Below are 17,461 nucleotides of genomic sequence, written 5' to 3' on the forward strand. Positions count from 1 at the left end.
CGCGGCTGGGCCTCATGGCCCTGCCCGTCGCGTTCTTCGGGGTCTTCTTCGCCTGGCCCGTCGTGTCCATCGTGGACCGGGGGCTGCGGCCCGACGGCGCCTGGCGGTTCGGCCGGATCGGCGAGACGCTCAGCCGACCGGACATCCTCGACGTGCTCGGCTTCACCGTGTGGCAGGCGCTCGCCTCCACCGGGCTCACCCTCCTGGTCGCGCTGCCCGGCGCGTACGTCTTCGCCCGCTTCGACTTCCCCGGCAAGAGCGTGCTGCGGGCCGTCGTCACCGTGCCGTTCGTGCTGCCGACCGTCCTCGTCGGCACGGCGTTCCTCGCGCTCGTCGGCCGGAACGGGCTCACCGACGAGTTGTGGGGGCTGCGCCTCGACACCAGCGTGTGGGCGATCCTCCTCGCGCACGTCTTCTTCAACTACGCGGTCGTCGTCCGCACCGTCGGCGGCCTCTGGTCGCAGCTCGACCCGCGCCAGGAGGAAGCCGCCCGGGTCCTCGGCGCCTCGCGCTGGACGGCCTGGCGGACGGTGACGCTGCCCGCGCTCGTGCCGGCGGTGGCGGCGGCCGCCCTGATGGTCTTCCTCTTCACCTTCACCTCCTTCGGCGTCGTACAGATCCTCGGCGGGGACGCGTACTCCACGCTGGAAGCCGAGATCTACCGGCAGACCGCCCGGCTGCTCGACCTGCCCACGGCCGCCGTGCTCACCCTCGTGCAGTTCGTGGCCGTAGGCGTGATCCTCGGTGTGCACGCCTGGACGGTACGGCGGCGCGAGACCGCGCTCCGGCTCGTACCGCCCGAGTCGACGGCGCGCCGGCCGCGCGGCGCCGGCCAGTGGGCGCTGCTCGCCGGTGTTCTCGTCTCGGTGGCCCTGCTGATCCTGCTGCCGCTCGGTGTCCTCGTGGAGCGGTCCTTCGCCGGGCCGGACGGGTACGGTCTCGGCTACTACCGGGCGCTCGGCTCGCTCGACGAGTCCGGGACCTTCCTCGTCCCGCCCCTGGAGGCGATCGGGAACTCGCTGCGGTACGCGGTGGCCGCGACCGCCATCGCCGTGCTGATCGGCGGACTCGCGGCGGCGGCGCTCACCCGGCGGCGGGCCGGAAGGCTCGTGCGGGGCTTCGACGCGCTGCTCATGCTGCCGCTCGGGGTCTCCGCCGTCACCGTCGGCTTCGGTTTCCTCATCACGCTCGACGAGCCGCCGTTCGACCTGCGGGCCAGCTGGATCCTCGTACCGCTCGCCCAGGCCCTCGTCGGCGTCCCCTTCGTCGTACGGACGATGCTGCCGGTGCTTCGCGCGGTGGACGAGCGGCTGCGGGAGGCCTCGGCCGTGCTCGGCGCCTCGCCCTGGCGGGCCTGGCGGGAGGTGGACCTGCCGCTGGTGCGGCGGGCGCTGCTCATCGCGGCCGGGTTCGCGTTCGCGGTGTCGCTCGGCGAGTTCGGGGCGACCGTCTTCATCGCCCGGCCCGAGAGCCCGACGCTGCCGGTGGCGGTGGCCCGGCTGCTCGGCCGGCCCGGCGCGCTCAACTACGGCCAGGCGATGGCCCTCTCGACGATTCTGATGGTGGTGTGCGCGGTGTCCCTGCTGCTGCTGGAACGACTCCGCACCGACCGGACCTCCGGGGAGTTCTGATGCTTTCGATCGAGGCCGCGACCGTACGGTTCGGGGAGCGGGCCGTGCTCGACGCCGTGGACCTGGAGGTCGCCGAGCACGAGATCGTGTGTGTGCTCGGCCCCAGTGGCAGCGGCAAGTCCACGATGCTGCGGTCCGTCGCCGGGCTCCAGGCGCTCGACGGTGGCCGGGTGCTGCTCGGCGGCGCCGACCAGGCCGGGGTGCCGGTGCACCGGCGGGGCGTCGGCCTGATGTTCCAGGACCACCAGCTGTTCCCGCAGCGGGACGTCGGCGGCAACGTCGCCTTCGGACTCCGCATGCGGGGCGCCCGGAAGGCCGAGCAGGCGGAGCGGGTGCGGGAGCTGCTCGACCTCGTCGGCCTCCCCGGGGCCGAGCGGCGGTCCGTCGCCGCGCTCTCCGGCGGTGAGCAGCAGCGGGTGGCGCTCGCGCGGGCCCTGGCGCCCCGGCCGCGGCTCCTCATGCTCGACGAGCCGCTCGGCCAGCTCGACCGGGGGCTGCGGGAGCGGCTCGTCGTGGAGCTGCGGCAGCTCTTCGGGAGGCTCGGGACGACGGTCCTCGCCGTCACCCACGACCAGGGCGAGGCCTTCGCGCTCGCCGACCGTGTCGTGGTCATGCGGGACGGACGGATCGCCCAGTCGGGGGCGCCGGTCGACGTGTGGCGGCGGCCCGCGTCGGAGTTCGTGGCGCGGTTCCTGGGCTTCGACAACGTCGTGGCGGCGCGGGTGACGGGCGGGGTCGCGCAGACCGTGTGGGGGAAGATCCCGGTGCCGGACGGCTCGCCGGAGGGGGAGCGGCGGCTCCTCGTCCGCCCGGGCGGGGTACGGCTCGTGGAGCAGCGTCCGGTGTGGACGGTGGAGTCCCGGACCTTCCGGGGCAGCCAGGTCCTCGTACGGCTCCGCCCGGCCGAGGGGCCCGCCCTGGAGGCCGAGCTGCCGCTCCGGGACGCGCCGGAGGAGGGCGCCGGGGTGGGCGTGGAGTTCCGGGCGGAGGACGTGGTCGTGCTGGCGGACGACACCCCGTAGCGGAGCGATGAGTTTTTGCGGCCGGTGGAGTCTCCTGTTCGTACGTTGTCTCACTGTCGACCACGCGGGAGGAACAGACATGGGCCAGTTGCTCAGGGTGCAGAACTTCATGGTCTCGTCCGACGGATTCGGTACGGGGGAGGGCCAGAGCCTGGAGCGACCGTTCGGGCACGCGGATCCGGGGGCGCTGTTCTCGTGGGCGGGTGCCACGGCGAGCTGGCCCAACCGCACCGACCCCGGGGGCAGCCGGGGCCTCGACGACTACTTCACCCGGGACTTCGCCCGGAACATCGGCGCCGAGATCATGGGCCGCAACAAGTTCTCCCCCCTGCGCGGGCCCTGGGAGAACGAGGACTGGCGCGGCTGGTGGGGCGACGAGCCGCCGTTCCACACGCCGGTGTTCGTGCTGACCCACCACCCGCGCCCGTCGTTCACGCTCTCCGACACCACGTTCCACTTCATCGACGCCGACCCGGCGACGGCGCTCGCGCGGGCGAAGGAGGCGGCCCAGGGGAAGGACGTTCGCCTCGGCGGCGGCGCCACCACGATCCGGGAGTTCCTGGACGCAGATCTCGTCGACACCCTGCACGTGGCGGTCGCGCCGGTGAAGCTCGGGGCCGGCGTACGGCTCTGGGACTCGCCCGAGGAGCTGCTCGACCGCTTCCACTGCGACGTCGTGCCGAGTCCGGGCGGGCAGGTGACGCACCACCTGTTCTGGCGGAAGTGAGGGAGCGGTGCCTCCGCCCGCCGCCGTGTGGGCGATCGTCCCGCTGGGGCGGGACGGGTGGGCACACGGGACGGCGCCTTCTCGCGGCGCCTCCGCGTTCCGCGCCCCGACCCGCACCACCTTGCGCGGCGCACATCCGGTGCGGGTCCAGGCTCGGGAGCCTCTGGCGCCGGCATGGGCGCCGTCCGTTGTGCCCACCCGTTCCGCCCCGGCGGAACGCATGCCCACAACGAGGGGGCTACGCCCCCAGGCGTTCCAGTGTGGCCGGGGCCTCGTCGATCGAGTCGACCAGGGCTATGCGGCTTGCCATCGGGCGGTCTGCGGCGAGGGTTTCCAGGAGGGGCCAGGCCGGGAGGTGGGTGGTCCAGTGGGCGCGGTTCACCAGGACCATCGGGGTCGGGGTGCCCCGGGAGCCGTAGTAGTTCGGGGTCGCGTTGTCGAAGATCTCCTGGACCGTGCCCGCAGCGCCCGGCAGGAAGACGATGCCCGCCGTCGAGCGGGCGAGCAGGCCGTCCTCCCGGGTGGCGTTCGCGAAGTACTTGGCGATGTGCGCGGCGAACGGATTCGGCGGCTCGTGGCCGTAGAACCAGGTCGGGATGCCGACCGAGTCCCCGCCGCGCGGCCACAGGGCCCGTACCGCGAAGGCCGCCCGCGCCCAGTCCGTCACCGACGGGGTGAAGGACGGGGCCTTGGCGAGGAGGTCCAGCGAGGAGGCGAGGGCCTCGTCCGCGTGGGGCGCCAGGTAGGCGCCGAGGTTCGCGGCCTCCATCGCGCCCGGTCCGCCGCCGGTCGCCACGGTGAGCCCGGCGCGGGCCAGGGTCCTGCCGAGCCGGGCGGCGCCCGCGTACGCCTCGGTGCCCCGGCCCATCGCGTGCCCGCCCATGACGCCGACGACCCGGGCCCCGTCGAGGTGTTCGTCGAGGGCGTCGGAGACGGCGTCGTCGTGGAGGGAGCGGAGCATCGAGGAGAGGATGTCGCCGTCGGCCCTGGTCCGGCCGAACCACGTGTACGCGCGGAAGTCGGGCGTCGACTCGTACCCGGTCTCGGCGATCCCCGCGAAGAGTTCCTCGGGGGTGTAGAGCCTGGCCCGGTACGGGTCGAAGGGCAGCTCGGGGACGGGCGGGAAGACGAGGGCCCCGTCGGCGCGGACCTTGGCGGCGGCCTCCGGCTCCATGGGGCAGCCGAGGAAGACGGCCTCGGCGGTGACGGCGGTGAGCAGGGCGAAGGTCCGGCCGGTGAGGTCGATCGACTGGATCCGGTGTCCGGCGAGCGAGCCGGGGCGGGCGAGCGCCGCGTCGAACTCGGCGAGGGTGTGGATCTCGCGTCCGTGCCCGCGCGGTCCGGGCGGGCGGTGTGCCGGGGGAAGCATCGCCATGGGCCCACGATAGGGGCCGCCGTGACGGGCGGCCCCTCGGGGAGGACCGGCGAGCCACCCCCCTCGTCGTACGGATCGCTCAGCCGTTGAGCGGCAGCGCCGCCATTTCCGCCACCGCCCAGGTCAGCGGTGCGAAGACGGCGAAGAGCGCGCCCGCGCGCAGCAGGGCCGCCGTGCGCAGGACCGTGGGCGGGGCGCCGATGCGGAGGAGGGCCTCGGTGGTGTGGGCGCGGCCCTGCCGGGATTCCAGCGCGGCGGTCAGGAGGCTGGCGGTGGTGCAGGCCAGGATCAGGGCCGCGCCGAGGGCGGTGAGCGGCCCGAAGGCGTCGGAGCCGTCCGACTCGTACAGCTGCGCCGCCGCGAGGAGACCGGAGAGCACCGCGCTGACCACGCCGAGGGGGCGGCCGATACGGCGGGACTCGTCCATCAGGACGCGGCCCGCGAGCAGCCGCGTGGCGCCCGGCCGGACGGCCTGGAGGAGCCGGCCGCAGCCGAACGCGAGGCCCGGGCCCGCCATGGCGAGGCCGACGGCGGTGAGGACCCAGCCGGCGAGGACGCCGGCCGGGTTGCCGTCGAAGCCGCCCGGCAGCGGGAGGCCGCTCTTGGAGTCGCCCTGGGCCGCGTACGTCTCGATGGCGAGGCCGATCGCGACGAGGGCGATCCCCCAGGGCAGCCCGGACGGCATCGTCTTCTCGGCGCCCTCGGGCGCGGCGGGCGCGGTGCGGGGGCGCAGTGCGAGGCCGGCCGCCGTGGCGGCGACGACCGGCAGGACGGCGAGCAGGGTGAGGGCGGCGGCGAGCGGGACCGGCTGGTCGGCGGCGAGGAGCTCGGCGGCGGCGCCGTCGAAGGGCAGGCCGGTGATGTCGCCGCGCAGGTGCAGATAGAACAGGAGCGCGACCGTGGAGCCCAGCGTGCAGGCGACGGCCGTCGAGGCGGCGGCGATGGCGGTGAGCCGGGCGGGGCCGAGGCCGACGGCGGAGAGTCCGGGGCGGGGCCGGGTGCTGGGGTCGGTGCGGGCCACGGCGACGGCGAACTGGACGGTGGCGGCGAGCGGCAGGGCGCACCAGAGCAGCCGCAGCGCCGAGGCCGAGGACCGGTCCGGGTGGCCGACGGCGTATCCGAGGGTGCAGAGCAGCAGGAAGCCCACCCCCGCGGCCGCCGCGGCGACGAGGAGCCGGCGCGTCAGGACGAGGGGGTGGGTCCCGCGGGCTAGACGGAGAGCGAGCACGCGGCGACGCCCTCCGCCCCTGACGCCGGGGGTACGGCGCCGACCCGGCGTCCGTCGAGCAGGGTGACGGTGCGGTCGGCGAGCGCGGCGACCTCGGCGTCGTGGGTGGCGAGGAGCACGGTGATGCCGTGCGAGCGGGCCGCGGCCGTCAGCGTGCGCAGGACCTGCGCGCCGTCGGCGCGGTGCAGGGTGGCGGTGGGTTCGTCGGCGAAGAGGACCGAAGGGGTGGTGACCAGGGCGCGGGCGATCGCGATGCGCTGGCGCTGGGAGTGGGTGAGGGCGTGCGGCCGCTTGCGGGCGCAGTCGCCGATGTCGAGCCGCTCCAGCCATTCCGTGGCGGCGGTCTTCGCGGCCCGGTGGGAGGTCCCGCGGAGCAGCAGGGGCAGGGCGGTGTTCTCCCAGCCGGTGAGCTCGGGGACGAGGCCCGGTTCGGGGTCGATCCAGCCGAAGCGGTCGCGGCGGAGCCGTTCGCGCTGGGCGGGGCCCAGGGTGTGCACGGGGCCGCTGTTGAACCAGACCTCGCCCCGCTGGGCGACGAGCTGGCCGGAGAGGCAGCGCAGGAGGGTGGACTTGCCGCTGCCGCGCGGGCCGACGACGGCGAGGATCTCGCCTTCGCGGACGCCGAGGGAGACGCCGCTGAGGGCGTCCGCACCGCCCAGTTCGCAGTGCAGGGAACGCGCCCAGAGCACGTCGTTGTCCGGTGGGGCCATCGCGTACACCTCGATGTCGGATCCGATACTCGCCTTCCCCCGTCCGGGGGAACGAAGGGACGGGCCTGTCGGTCACTCGGCACCGTAAGGATTCAGATCCGGTTGTACGGACAGCACACGGCCCGGGCAGCCGCCATCCACTCGGATGGCGGCATACCCGGGCCGTGGGGTCACGCCGTGAGGGCGGCGTGATGCTGGGGGGACCGCCGTGGTTCGGTCCTTACAGCGTGGTGCTCACAGCGTCGTGCCGAGAGCTTCGTGCCTACAGCTTGGTCCACGCCTCGCTGAGCACGTTCCGCAGGATGCCCTCGATCTCGTCGAAGGTGCCCTGGTCGGCGATCAGCGGCGGGGCCAGCTGGATGACCGGGTCGCCGCGGTCGTCGGCACGGCAGTACAGGCCGGCGTCGTACAGCGCCTTGGAGAGGAAGCCGTACAGGACGCGCTCCACCTCCTCGTCGTTGAAGGACTCCTTGGTGGCCTTGTCCTTGACGAGCTCGATGCCGTAGAAGAAGCCGTTGCCGCGGACGTCGCCGACGATCGGCAGGTCGTGCAGCTTCGACAGCGTCGAGTAGAAGGCGCCCTCGTTGTCCAGCACGTGCTGGTTGAGGCCTTCCTTGTCGAAGATGTCGAGGTTGGCGATCGCGACCGCCGACGACACCGGGTGGCCACCGAAGGTGTAGCCGTGCAGGAAGGTGTTGTCGCCCTTGTAGAACGGCTCGGCGATGCGGTCCGAGACGATGCAGGCACCGATCGGGGAGTAGCCCGAGGTCATGCCCTTGGCGCAGGTGATCATGTCCGGCACGTAGCCGAACTTGTCACAGGCGAACATCGTGCCGAGGCGGCCGAAGGCGCAGATCGTCTCGTCGGAGACGAGCAGCACGTCGTACTGGTCGCAGATCTCGCGGACGCGCTGGAAGTAGCCGGGCGGCGGCGGGAAGCAGCCACCGGCGTTCTGCACCGGCTCCAGGAAGACGGCCGCGACGGTCTCGGGGCCCTCGAAGAGGATCTGCTGCTCGATCTGGTCGGCGGCCCAGCGGCCGAAGGCCTCGGGGTCGTCGCCGTGGATCGGGGCGCGGTAGATGTTGGTGTTCGGCACCTTGTGCGCGCCGGGGACCAGCGGCTCGAAGGGGGCCTTCAGGGCCGGCAGACCGGTGATGGACAGCGCGCCCTGCGGGGTGCCGTGGTAGGCGACCGCACGCGAGATGACCTTGTACTTGGTGTGCTTGCCCTGCAGCTTGAAGTACTGCTTGGCGAGCTTCCACGCGGTCTCGACGGCCTCGCCGCCACCGGTGGTGAAGAAGACCTTGTTGAGGTCGCCCGGGGCGTAGTCCGCGAGGCGCTCGGCGAGCTCGACGGCCTTGGGGTGCGCGTACGACCACACGGGGAAGAACGCGAGTTCCTTGGCCTGGTTGTACGCGACCTCGGCCAGCTCCTGGCGGCCGTGTCCGGCGTTGACCACGAAGAGACCCGCGAGACCGTCGAGGTAGCGCTTGCCCTTGTCGTCGAAGATGTAGGTGCCCTCACCACGCACGATGGTGGGGACGGGGTTGTTCTCGTAGGACGACATGCGGGTGAAGTGCATCCACAGGTGGTCGTACGCGGTCTTGGACAGGTCCTGGGTCACGGTTATCGAGTTCCCCACATATAGGTCTGCTTCTTGAGCTTGAGGTAGACGAAGCTCTCCGTGGAGCGCACGCCGGGGAGTGTGCGGATGCGCTTGTTGATCACATCCAGCAGGTGATCGTCGTCCTCACAGACGATCTCCACCATGAGGTCGAAGGAGCCCGCGGTCATCACCACGTACTCGCATTCGGCCATGGCCGTCAGGGCGTCCGCGACCGGATCCAGGTCACCCTCGACGTTGATGCCGACCATCGCCTGCCGCCGGAAACCCACGGTGAGCGGGTCGGTGACGGCGACGATCTGCATGACGCCCTGGTCGAGCAGCTTCTGGACGCGCTGCCTCACGGCTGCTTCGGAGAGGCCGACGGCCTTTCCGATCGCCGCGTAGGGACGGCGTCCGTCCTGCTGGAGCTGCTCGATGATCGCCAGGGAGACGGCATCGATCGTCGGGGACGAACCGGTTCCGGTTCTGGAGTCTGTGCTTCGACTGGCCACGACTTCACTGTGCACCGAGATTGTCCGTCGTGCAAGCCCGGAGCGATGAAATTCGTTGTGAAGAGCTCCGGATCTTGCTGAATCCGAAGTTGAGGGGGGTCGGGGCTGTTGAAAGCGTCTGTCGAGCGACTAGGCTGAGGTGTCTCGTCCATCGGGACACCGCACAAGGACGTGCGAAGACAGAACGTGACAGGAGGGGTGGCAAGTGACCACCGAGCTGCGCCGGCTGCGTAACTACATCAACGGGGAGTTCCGCGACGCGGCCGACGGCCGCACCATCGAGGTGACCAACCCGGCCACCGGCGAGGTGTACGCCACCTCCCCGCTCTCCGGGCAGGCCGACGTCGACGCCGCCATGGAGGCCGCTGCGGCCGCCTTCCCCGCCTGGCGTGACAGCACGCCGTCCGAGCGCCAGAAGGTGCTCCTCAAGATCGCCGACGCCTTCGAGGAGCGGGCCGAGGAGCTCGTCGCCGCCGAGGTCGAGAACACCGGCAAGCCGGTCGCTCTCACCGCGAGCGAGGAGATCCCGCCGATGGTGGACCAGATCCGCTTCTTCGCGGGTGCCGCCCGGATGCTCGAGGGCAAGTCCGCCGGCGAGTACATGGAGGGCATGACCTCCATCATCCGCCGCGAGCCGGTCGGCGTCTGCGCGCAGGTCGCGCCGTGGAACTACCCGATGATGATGGCCGTGTGGAAGTTCGCGCCGGCCCTCGCCGCGGGCAACACCGTCGTCCTCAAGCCCTCGGACACGACCCCCGCGTCGACGATCCTGATGGCCGAGATCATCGGTCAGATCGTCCCCAAGGGCGTCTTCAACGTCGTCTGCGGCGACCGCGAGACCGGCAAGGCCATGGTCGAGCACCCGACCCCGGCGATGGCCTCCATCACCGGCTCGGTCCGCGCCGGCATGCAGGTCGCCGAGTCGGCGGCCAAGGACGTCAAGCGCGTCCACCTGGAGCTGGGCGGCAAGGCCCCGGTCGTCGTCTTCGAGGACACCGACATCGAGGCCGCCGTCGGCGACATCTCGGTCGCCGGCTTCTTCAACGCCGGCCAGGACTGTACGGCCGCGACCCGTGTCCTCGTGCACGAGTCCATCCACGACGAGTTCGTCGCCGCCCTCGCCAAGGCCGCCGCCGAGACGAAGACCGGCCAGCCGGACGACGAGGACGTGCTGTACGGCCCGCTCAACAACGCCAACCAGCTGAAGCAGGTCACCGGCTTCATCGACCGCCTCCCGGCCCACGCCAAGGTCGAGGCCGGCGGTCACCGCGTCGGCGACAAGGGCTACTTCTACGCCCCGACCGTCGTCTCCGGCCTCAAGCAGGACGACGAGATCGTCCAGAACGAGGTCTTCGGCCCGGTCATCACCGTCCAGTCCTTCACGGACGAGGCCCAGGCCCTGGAGTTCGCGAACGGCGTCGAGTACGCCCTCGCCTCCTCCGTCTGGACCAAGGACCACGCGCGCGCGATGCGCATGTCCAAGGCCCTCGACTTCGGCTGCGTGTGGATCAACACCCACATCCCGCTCGTCGCCGAGATGCCCCACGGCGGCTACAAGAAGTCCGGCTACGGCAAGGACCTCTCCGCCTACGGCTTCGAGGACTACACGCGCATCAAGCACGTCATGACCTCCCTGGGCTGATCCCCCCAGGACCCCGGCGCGGCCCCGGCACCCATGATCGACAGGGTGTCGGGGCCGCGCTCCGTCGCTCGACGGACCGTCCATTGCCGCAGGTCGTGGCGGGCCGGGATGCTGCTCGGGTGAGAGCGACAGCCAGGAAACACATGTCCCGCCGGTCCCTCCTCCGCGGCATCGGCGGTGCCGGGGCCGCGACCCTGCTCGCCGGCTGCGGGGTCCCCGCCGCCTACGTCGAGGAGGGCGACCGGGCCGGGCGCGACCTCTCGGCGCGCGACCGGACGCTCGAGTTCGCCAACTGGCCGCTGTACATCGACACCGATGACGACGACACCTCGAAGCGGCCCACCCTGGACGCCTTCCGGAAGCGGACCGGGATCTCCGTCCGCTACACCGAGGAGATCAACGACAACGACGAGTTCTTCGGCAAGATCAGCCCGTCCCTGATGAACCACCAGGAGACCGGGCGCGATCTGATCGTCGTCAGCGACTGGATGGCCGCCCGCTTCGTGCGCCTCGGCTGGGTCCAGGAGATGGACCGCGCCGCCCAGCCGAACGTCGCGAAGCACCTCGACCCCCAGCTGTCCGGGCCCGCCTTCGACCCCGGCCGGCGGCACAGCGTGCCCTGGCAGTCCGGGATCACCGGCATCGCGTACAACCGCAGGAAGCTCGGCCGGGAACTGCGCTCCACCAAGGAGCTGTGGGCCGACGACCTGCGCGGCAAGGTCACCCTGCTCTCCGGCCTCGACGAGTCCATGGCGCTGCTGTTGATGGGCAACGGCGTCGACGTGTCCCGGTGGACCGGCGACGACTTCCACGCCCTGTGCGAGCAGATCGAGGGGCTCGTCCGGTCCAAGCACATCCGCCGCTTCACCGGCAACGACTACATCAAGGACCTGTCCACCGGCGACGTCCTCGCCTGCCAGGCGTACTCCGGCGACGTCATCCAGCTCCAGGCCGACAACCCGGACATCGAGTTCGTCGTCCCCGAGGAGGGCGCCGAACTGTGGGCCGAGTCCCTCCTGGTCCCCAACCTCGCGCAGCACAAGTCCAACGCCGAGAAGCTCGTCGACTACTACTACGAGCCCGAGGTCGCCGCCGAACTCGCCGCCTGGGTCAACTACGTCTGCCCGGTCCCGGCCGCCCAGGCCGTCCTCGCCGACTCCGGCGACGAGGAGCTCGTGGCCCTCGCCGAGGACCCGCTGATCTTCCCGGACACCGCCATGCGAGGCCGGCTGGCCATCGCCCGGGACATCACGGCCGAGGAGCGCCCGGAGTTCGCGAAGAGGTGGAACTCGATCGTCGGGCTGTGAGTTGCACGATCATGACGGACACACGACTCAACCCCCTTGTCACCTATGGCCTGTTCCTCGCCTGGGCCGTGCACGACGCCGAGGAGCTCGTGCGCGGGCCGCGGTGGCTTCGGGAGAACCTGCCGGGGCTGCGCGAGCGGTGGCCCGGAGTGCCGGAGCGGGTGTGGAAGGCCGTCGAGTCCGTCGACGAGCGGGAGTTCGCCGCCGCCGTCGGGGTGATGGCGGTGATCGTCGGCGGGGCCGCCGTGGCGGGTGCGCGTTCCGGTGGCCGGTCCGCCTTCTACCAGGGCGCGGTGACCGGTTTCGGGCTGCACGGGCTCGTCCATCTCGCCCAGGCCGCCGCCGTGCGGGGTGCGACGCCCGGTGCGCCGACCTCGCCGCTGATCGTCATCCCCTTCTCCCTGTGGGCCCGGGGCCGGCTGCGGCGGGCCGGGGTGCTGCGGCCGACGACTCCCGGGGGAGTGGTGGCGGGGCTCGCGGTGGCGGCGGGGGCGACGGTGGTCTCGCACGCCGTGGGACGGAGGGTGGCCGCCCGCTTCTGAACGTGCTCAAAAACAACCACCCCATCTTTCTGAACGCGTTCAAGAGGGGTGTACGTTGTTCCCATGAGCGACACGAACGGGCCGAGAGCCCTTCTCAAGCGCATCCGCGTCTGGCTGATCCTCTTCGTCGTCTGCCTGGTCCTGAGCGGGGCCACCGCCTTCCCGCTCGTCACCGAACTCCGGCTCCTCGACTCCGCGTTGACCGGATGGGCCGCACCGGCGGCCGAGGCGCTGCCCCGGCTCGCCGAGTGGATCCACCGGGTGCGGGGCGGAGTCGAGGGGGCCGACGCCGAAGCCCCCTACCTGCTCTACGGCACCGACTGGCTGGCCTTCGCCCACCTCGTCATCGCGGTCGCCTTCTACGGCCCCTACCGCGACCCCGTCCGCAACATCTGGGTCGTCGAGTTCGGAATGATCGCCTGCGTCGGCATAGTCCCACTGGCCCTGATCTGCGGACCGGTCCGGGGCATCCCCTTCTGGTGGTCGGTCATCGACATGTCCTTCGGCGTCATCGGGATCCTGCCGCTGCTCCACGTACGCCGGATGATCAAGCGGCTCGAAGCGGACCAGCCCGAGACCGCTCACTCCGGAAGGCCGTAGGCCGCCACCATCAGGCGCAGCGCCGTCTTGTTCATGTCCTGCCCCTTGGCGTCGGTCGCGTTGACGCTGTAGACGAGGGTCCGCTCCCCGTGGCGGGTCGACGCGATGGCCGCGTTGTAGCCCCAGCGGCCACCGGTCTTCCCCCAGACCTCACGGCCGCCGAGCTTCTTCATCGACAGACCGACGGAGTACGCCGCCGGGTCACCGGACTTGAGGTCGGGGACCTGCGGGAGCGTGAACATCTCCTCCAGGAGCGGACCGCGCACCACACCGCCCTTGAACAGGACCCGCGTGAAGCGCTCCAGGTCGGCCGTGGTCGAGATGAGGTCCCCGGCCGCCCAGCCGTCCGTCGTCCCCCACACCGACACGTCCCGCAGCCCGGTCGAGCCGTCGTCGAGCTTCATGGTCTGGTAGCCGTGGTTGTGCGGGCCGCGGATCTCCGGGTCCGTGCCCGGGAAGTACGTGTCCCGCAGCCCGAGCGGCCGCAGGATCCGCCGCTCCACCTGGTGCTCGTACGAGTCGCCCGTGACCCGCTCCACGATCAGTCCGGCGATCGTGTAGCCGATGTTCAGGTAGTGCTGCTTCGTGCCCGGCTTGAACTCCCGCGGCTGCGCCGTCGCCGAGCGGACCAGCTCCTCGGGGGTGTGGACGGCGAAGCGGTTCGCATACCACTCCTCGACGGTCTCCCCGGGCATGTCGGCGGCCGGGATGCCGTGGGTGTGGTTGAGGAGCTGGCGCACGGTGACCGTGGCGTAGCGGCCGGGGATCAGGTCCGGCAGGTACGAGCGGGCCGTCCGGTCCAGGTCGATCCGGCCCTCGGCGGCCAGCTGCAGGACGGTCGCCGCCGTGAACACCTTCGTCACCGAACCGGCCCGGAAGCGGGCGGCCGGGTCCGCCGGGGCGTTCGACTCCAGGTCGTGGACGCCCGCGCTGCCCTGCCAGGAACCCTCGGTGCCGCCGACCCGGACCAGCGCGGCCGTCGCGTCGGCCCGGGGGAGTCCCGCGATCACCGCGCTCAGGTCGGGGCTCGACGTCTGTACGACAGACTGCGAGGTGGCCGCGAAGGCCGGGGTGAGCGCCGGGCCGCCGGCGACGCCCAGGACCAGGGCGGCGGCGAGCAGGGTGCGGGCGGTGGTCTTCCTCATGGTCAACTCCGGTGGTGTGAGCCGTTGTTCTCGATGGCTCCATCCTGCTGACCTGTGGCGATCCGCGGATCGCCCGCACCGGCGGTCTTCGGCGGGTCAGTTCCTCCCCGGCGCGGGGGAGAGACCGGGCCCGGCGCCTCCCCCGGGCGGGGGAGAACCCGCCGCGACCAGGCCCGTCTCGTACGCGCAGATCACCGCCTGGATCCGGTCCCGCAGCCCCAGTTTGGCGAGCACGTTCCCCACGTGCGTCTTCACCGTGTGGTCGCTGACCACCAGCTCCGCCGCGATCTCCGCGTTCGACAGGCCCCGGGCGAGGAGGAGAAGCGTCTCGCGCTCCCGGCCGGTCAGGACGTCGAGACGGGAGTCGGTCGACCTGCGCGGGCCGCCCGCCGTGTACTGCTCCACGAGGCGCCGCGCCACGGACGGCGCGAGCAGCGAGTCGCCCGCCGCCACCACCCGTACTGCGTGCACCAGGTCGTCCCGCCGCACGTCCTTGAGGAGGAAGCCGCTCGCGCCCGCGTGCAGCGCCTCGTACACGTACGCGTCGGTGTCGAAGGTCGTCAGCATCACCGTCCGGCAGCCGGACTCCGCACTGATCGTCCGGCAGGCCTCGATGCCGTCCGTCCGGGGCATCCGGATGTCGAGCAGCGCCACGTCCGGCGCGAGCCGGCGGACCGCCTCGACGGCCTCCGCGCCGTCCCCGGCCTCCGCCACCACCTCGATGTCCGGCTGCGCGTCCAGGATCATCGCGAAGCCGCTGCGGACCAGTTCCTGGTCGTCCGCGACCACCACCCGGATCGTCATTTCCTCTCCTCACCCACGGGCAGCAGGACCCGCACCTCGAACCCCCGGCCGTCCGGCCCGCAGCCCGTCTCCGCCGTACCGCCGTGCGCGGCGGCGCGCTCCCGGATGCCCACCAGACCGTGCCCGCCCGGACCGCCCTGCGGGCCGCGCCCGTCGTCGGTCACCGTGACCCGCAAGACGCCGTCGGCGTGCGCGAGCCGCACGTCGACCGTACGGGCCCGGGCGTGCTTCACCACGTTCGTCAGCGCCTCCTGCACGATCCGGTAGACGCTCGCGCCGGTCGCGGCGGGCAGCGCCCGTACCCCGCCCTCCGTCGCGTACCCGACGGCCAGACCGCCGGACCGCACCCGCTCCAGGAGCGCGGGGAGGTCCGCGAGGTCCGGCTGCGGCTCCCGCGGGGCCGCCGTCTCACCGCCCTCGCGCAGCAGTCCCAGCATCTGCCGCAGCTGGACCATCGCCTCCCGGCCCGTCTCCGAGATCGCCTCGAACGCCGCCTCCGCGCGCTCCGGCGCCGCCCGCACCGCGACCGGGCCCGCCTCCGCCTGCACCACCATCAGGCTCACCGCGTGCGACAGGATGTCGTGCATCTCCCGGGCGATCCTGGCCCGTTCCCGCGCGGCCGCCTGCTCGGCCTCCACCCGCTGCGCCCGCTGCCGGGCGTCGGTGAGCCGGCCGAAGACATAGGCCGCGCCGAACACGAAGAGGGAGAAGGTCAGTTCGCGCGCCGACTGGGTGTTGAGCCACACCGAGGCCGGCACCGCGACCACCAGGAGCCCCGCGGTCACCATCCGCTGCCACGGCGCCGCGAGCACCGCGATCGTGTAGACGCTCACCAGACCCGTGTACGGCAGCGGCTGCCCCGGCCCCTCGACGGCCAGCTTGTACAGCGCGCTCGTCGCCAGGATCGCGAGCAGCACGGCCATCGGCGCGCGTCGCCGCCACACCAGCGGCACCACGGTGAGCGTCGTCAGGCCGTACGCCGGCCAGGTCGCCGGTTCGAGCTCGGGCCCGCGCGGCACCACGAACGGCATCGTCATGGCCGCCTGCACGACGAGAGCCAGACCGATGTCCACCGCCCACGGATGGGCGGCCCCCCAGGTGCGCAGCTCCCGCATCCCCCGTATGCCCATTACGGCTTGCGGCCCACCGCGCCGAACTGCGCCACCACGGCCCCCGCGTCGGAGCGCCACCGGGAGCAGGAGACGATGCCCGGCTCCAGGAGGTCGAGGCCGTCGAAGAAGGAGGTGAACTCCTCCCGGGTGCGGGCGGTGATCGGCGGTGTCGCGTTCTCGTTCCAGAAGTCCATCGCGGCCTTGTTGCCCTCGCCGCCGAGCTCCGGCTCCAGCGTCGGATGGGTCAGCACCAGATGGCTGCCGGAGGGCACCGCGGCCATCAGGGTCCGCACGATCGACCCGGCCTCGTCGGTGTCCAGGACGAAGTTGAGGATGCCGAGCATCAGAACCGCGACCGGGCGGGACAGGTCGAGCGTGCCGATGGCCGCCGCCACGATCCGCTCCGGGTCGTGGGCGTCCGCGTCGACGTACTCGGTGACGCCCTCCGGGGCGCTCGTCAGGAGCGCGCGGGCGTGCGTGAGGACGATCGGGTCGTTGTCGACGTAGACGATCCGGGAGTCGGGGGCGACCCGCTGCGCCACCTCATGGGTGTTGTCGGCGGTCGGCAGGCCCGTGCCGACGTCCAGGAACTGGCGGATGCCCGCCTCGGCGGCCAGATGCGTCACGGCCCGGCCGAGGAACGCCCGGTCCGCGCGCGCCACCTCGCCGATGCTCGGATAGAAGCCGGTGACCTGGTCGCCGACCGCGCGGTCCACCGGATAGTTGTCCTTGCCGCCCAGCCAGTAGTTCCACACCCGGGCGTTGTGGGCGATGTCGGTCCTGATCCGGTCGTTCATTCGCGAGCCTTTCGCAGCACGGCGGCGAGTGCGTCGACCCGGTTCGTGGTGACCGCGTCGACCCCGTTCTTGATCAGCTTACGCATGGTGTGTTTCGTGTCCGCCGTCCAGGCCGAGACGAGCAGCCCGTCCCGGTGGACCCGCTCGGTCAGCTCCCGACTCACCAGGCCGAAACGGTAGTTGAGGAACCTCGGCCGTACGGCGTCGAGCAGTACCGGCCGGGGCGGGGCGAGCGAGGTCCACGTCAGGGCGATCTCGGCGGCCGGGTCGGCGGCCCGCACCTGGAGCATGGCCACCGCGCCCGCGCAGTACGAGACGCGCTCCCCGGCGCCGCACTCGCGGACCGTACGGACGATCGCGCGGACCGAGTCCTCGTTCCCGCCCGGCAGGTCCAGCATCAGCCGGTGGTCACCGGCGGCGATCAGCGCCTCCCGCAGGGTCGGCACCCCGTCGAAGGTGAGCTCGCGCAGCAGCTCGTGCGAGAGGCCGGAGAGCGGCCGGTCATGGCCCCACAGCCGCTTCAGGGTGTCGTCGTGGAGGAGGACGGGCACCCCGTCCGCCGTCAGCCGGACGTCGATCTCGACCGTGTCCGCCCCCCGCTCGATCGCCGAGGCGATCGAGGGGAGCGTGTTCTCGCGGACGCGGTACGGGTCGCCGCGATGGGCTACGACAGTCACAGGGCGCATGGCCCCATTCTCGCC

Annotated in this window: 17 protein-coding genes; 7 read left to right on the top strand and 10 right to left on the bottom strand. The window is 72.1% G+C overall.

The window, feature by feature from the left end:
• The first annotated feature begins 14 nt into the window (after window positions 1-14).
• The 3 genes from AB5J54_RS28655 to AB5J54_RS28665 all read left to right on the top strand — a co-directional run bounded on the left by AB5J54_RS28655 (window position 15) and on the right by AB5J54_RS28665 (window position 3,380).
• Entirely contained in the window at window positions 15-1,631 is a 1,617-nt protein-coding gene (locus tag AB5J54_RS28655) for an ABC transporter permease (protein WP_369149486.1), read from the top strand.
• A complete protein-coding gene (locus AB5J54_RS28660; protein WP_369146783.1) occupies window positions 1,631-2,653 on the top strand; it encodes an ABC transporter ATP-binding protein in 1,023 nt (340 codons plus the stop codon). Before AB5J54_RS28655 ends, AB5J54_RS28660 begins: the two co-directional genes overlap by 1 nt.
• A gap of 79 nt (window positions 2,654-2,732) precedes the next feature.
• Complete coding sequence (locus AB5J54_RS28665) at window positions 2,733-3,380, top strand: dihydrofolate reductase family protein (RefSeq protein ID WP_369146784.1); 648 nt, start codon at window positions 2,733-2,735, stop codon at window positions 3,378-3,380.
• Between the two features lie 238 nt (window positions 3,381-3,618).
• Here AB5J54_RS28665 and AB5J54_RS28670 read toward each other — a convergent pair whose 3' ends face one another.
• The 5 genes from AB5J54_RS28670 to AB5J54_RS28690 form a co-directional block, all read right to left on the bottom strand.
• Entirely contained in the window at window positions 3,619-4,755 is a 1,137-nt protein-coding gene (locus tag AB5J54_RS28670; protein ID WP_369146785.1) for an LOG family protein, read from the bottom strand.
• Between the two features lie 79 nt (window positions 4,756-4,834).
• Complete coding sequence (locus tag AB5J54_RS28675; protein ID WP_369146787.1) at window positions 4,835-5,983, bottom strand: hypothetical protein; 1,149 nt, start codon at window positions 5,981-5,983, stop codon at window positions 4,835-4,837.
• A complete protein-coding gene (locus tag AB5J54_RS28680) occupies window positions 5,965-6,693 on the bottom strand; it encodes an ABC transporter ATP-binding protein (protein WP_369146788.1) in 729 nt (242 codons plus the stop codon). Before AB5J54_RS28680 ends, AB5J54_RS28675 begins: the two co-directional genes overlap by 19 nt.
• Before the next feature lie 262 nt (window positions 6,694-6,955).
• Entirely contained in the window at window positions 6,956-8,335 is a 1,380-nt protein-coding gene (locus AB5J54_RS28685; RefSeq protein ID WP_369146789.1) for an aspartate aminotransferase family protein, read from the bottom strand.
• On the bottom strand, window positions 8,320-8,826 hold the full coding sequence (locus AB5J54_RS28690; protein ID WP_265864573.1) for an Lrp/AsnC family transcriptional regulator: 507 nt from the start codon (window positions 8,824-8,826) through the stop codon (window positions 8,320-8,322). Before AB5J54_RS28690 ends, AB5J54_RS28685 begins: the two co-directional genes overlap by 16 nt.
• Before the next feature lie 190 nt (window positions 8,827-9,016).
• On the opposite strand from AB5J54_RS28690, the gene AB5J54_RS28695 reads away from it, so the two are divergent.
• From AB5J54_RS28695 to AB5J54_RS28710, 4 genes are all read left to right on the top strand, one after another.
• On the top strand, window positions 9,017-10,453 hold the full coding sequence (locus tag AB5J54_RS28695; RefSeq protein ID WP_369146791.1) for a gamma-aminobutyraldehyde dehydrogenase: 1,437 nt from the start codon (window positions 9,017-9,019) through the stop codon (window positions 10,451-10,453).
• 143 nt (window positions 10,454-10,596) lie between these two features.
• Window positions 10,597-11,760 (top strand): PotD/PotF family extracellular solute-binding protein, encoded by a 1,164-nt coding sequence (locus AB5J54_RS28700; RefSeq protein ID WP_369146792.1) that lies wholly within the window; start codon window positions 10,597-10,599, stop codon window positions 11,758-11,760.
• Window positions 11,761-11,771: 11 nt separating this feature from the next.
• Window positions 11,772-12,302 (top strand): HXXEE domain-containing protein, encoded by a 531-nt coding sequence (locus AB5J54_RS28705; RefSeq protein ID WP_369146793.1) that lies wholly within the window; start codon window positions 11,772-11,774, stop codon window positions 12,300-12,302.
• Window positions 12,303-12,365: 63 nt separating this feature from the next.
• Window positions 12,366-12,902, top strand: a complete 537-nt coding sequence (locus AB5J54_RS28710) for a hypothetical protein (RefSeq protein ID WP_369146794.1) — start codon at window positions 12,366-12,368, stop codon at window positions 12,900-12,902.
• Here the strand turns inward: AB5J54_RS28710 and AB5J54_RS28715 are convergent.
• The 5 genes from AB5J54_RS28715 to AB5J54_RS28735 form a co-directional block, all read right to left on the bottom strand.
• Window positions 12,884-14,047 (bottom strand): serine hydrolase domain-containing protein, encoded by a 1,164-nt coding sequence (locus AB5J54_RS28715; protein ID WP_369146796.1) that lies wholly within the window; start codon window positions 14,045-14,047, stop codon window positions 12,884-12,886. The two genes, AB5J54_RS28710 and AB5J54_RS28715, sit on opposite strands and share 19 nt — an antisense overlap.
• Window positions 14,048-14,143: 96 nt before the next feature.
• Window positions 14,144-14,851 (bottom strand): response regulator, encoded by a 708-nt coding sequence (locus tag AB5J54_RS28720; RefSeq protein ID WP_369146797.1) that lies wholly within the window; start codon window positions 14,849-14,851, stop codon window positions 14,144-14,146.
• Window positions 14,848-15,966 (bottom strand): sensor histidine kinase, encoded by a 1,119-nt coding sequence (locus AB5J54_RS28725; protein ID WP_369146798.1) that lies wholly within the window; start codon window positions 15,964-15,966, stop codon window positions 14,848-14,850. The genes AB5J54_RS28720 and AB5J54_RS28725 overlap by 4 nt, the downstream gene beginning before the upstream one ends.
• Before the next feature lie 14 nt (window positions 15,967-15,980).
• Window positions 15,981-16,760, bottom strand: coding sequence for an SAM-dependent methyltransferase (locus tag AB5J54_RS28730; RefSeq protein ID WP_369146799.1), 780 nt, complete (start codon window positions 16,758-16,760; stop codon window positions 15,981-15,983).
• Complete coding sequence (locus AB5J54_RS28735) at window positions 16,757-17,446, bottom strand: glycerophosphodiester phosphodiesterase (protein WP_369146800.1); 690 nt, start codon at window positions 17,444-17,446, stop codon at window positions 16,757-16,759. Before AB5J54_RS28735 ends, AB5J54_RS28730 begins: the two co-directional genes overlap by 4 nt.
• Window positions 17,447-17,461: the final 15 nt, after the last annotated feature.

It is taken from the genome of Streptomyces sp. R44, from assembly GCF_041053105.1.
GTDB lineage: Bacteria > Actinomycetota > Actinomycetes > Streptomycetales > Streptomycetaceae > Streptomyces.

Bases quoted from the DNA above. Each gene is read 5' to 3' on its own strand.
- AB5J54_RS28655 (WP_369149486.1), top strand. From the start codon at position 15: ATGGCCCTGCCCGTCGCGTTCTTCGGGGTCTTCTTCGCCTGGCCCGTC.
- AB5J54_RS28660 (WP_369146783.1), top strand. From the start codon at position 1,631: ATGCTTTCGATCGAGGCCGCGACCGTACGGTTCGGGGAGCGGGCCGTG.
- AB5J54_RS28665 (WP_369146784.1), top strand. From the start codon at position 2,733: ATGGGCCAGTTGCTCAGGGTGCAGAACTTCATGGTCTCGTCCGACGGA.
- AB5J54_RS28670 (WP_369146785.1), bottom strand. From the start codon at position 4,755: ATGGCGATGCTTCCCCCGGCACACCGCCCGCCCGGACCGCGCGGGCAC.
- AB5J54_RS28680 (WP_369146788.1), bottom strand. From the start codon at position 6,693: ATGGCCCCACCGGACAACGACGTGCTCTGGGCGCGTTCCCTGCACTGC.
- AB5J54_RS28700 (WP_369146792.1), top strand. From the start codon at position 10,597: ATGTCCCGCCGGTCCCTCCTCCGCGGCATCGGCGGTGCCGGGGCCGCG.
- AB5J54_RS28705 (WP_369146793.1), top strand. From the start codon at position 11,772: ATGACGGACACACGACTCAACCCCCTTGTCACCTATGGCCTGTTCCTC.
- AB5J54_RS28710 (WP_369146794.1), top strand. From the start codon at position 12,366: ATGAGCGACACGAACGGGCCGAGAGCCCTTCTCAAGCGCATCCGCGTC.
- AB5J54_RS28715 (WP_369146796.1), bottom strand. From the start codon at position 14,047: ATGAGGAAGACCACCGCCCGCACCCTGCTCGCCGCCGCCCTGGTCCTG.
- AB5J54_RS28720 (WP_369146797.1), bottom strand. From the start codon at position 14,851: ATGACGATCCGGGTGGTGGTCGCGGACGACCAGGAACTGGTCCGCAGC.
- AB5J54_RS28725 (WP_369146798.1), bottom strand. From the start codon at position 15,966: ATGCGGGAGCTGCGCACCTGGGGGGCCGCCCATCCGTGGGCGGTGGAC.
- AB5J54_RS28730 (WP_369146799.1), bottom strand. From the start codon at position 16,760: ATGAACGACCGGATCAGGACCGACATCGCCCACAACGCCCGGGTGTGG.
- AB5J54_RS28735 (WP_369146800.1), bottom strand. From the start codon at position 17,446: ATGCGCCCTGTGACTGTCGTAGCCCATCGCGGCGACCCGTACCGCGTC.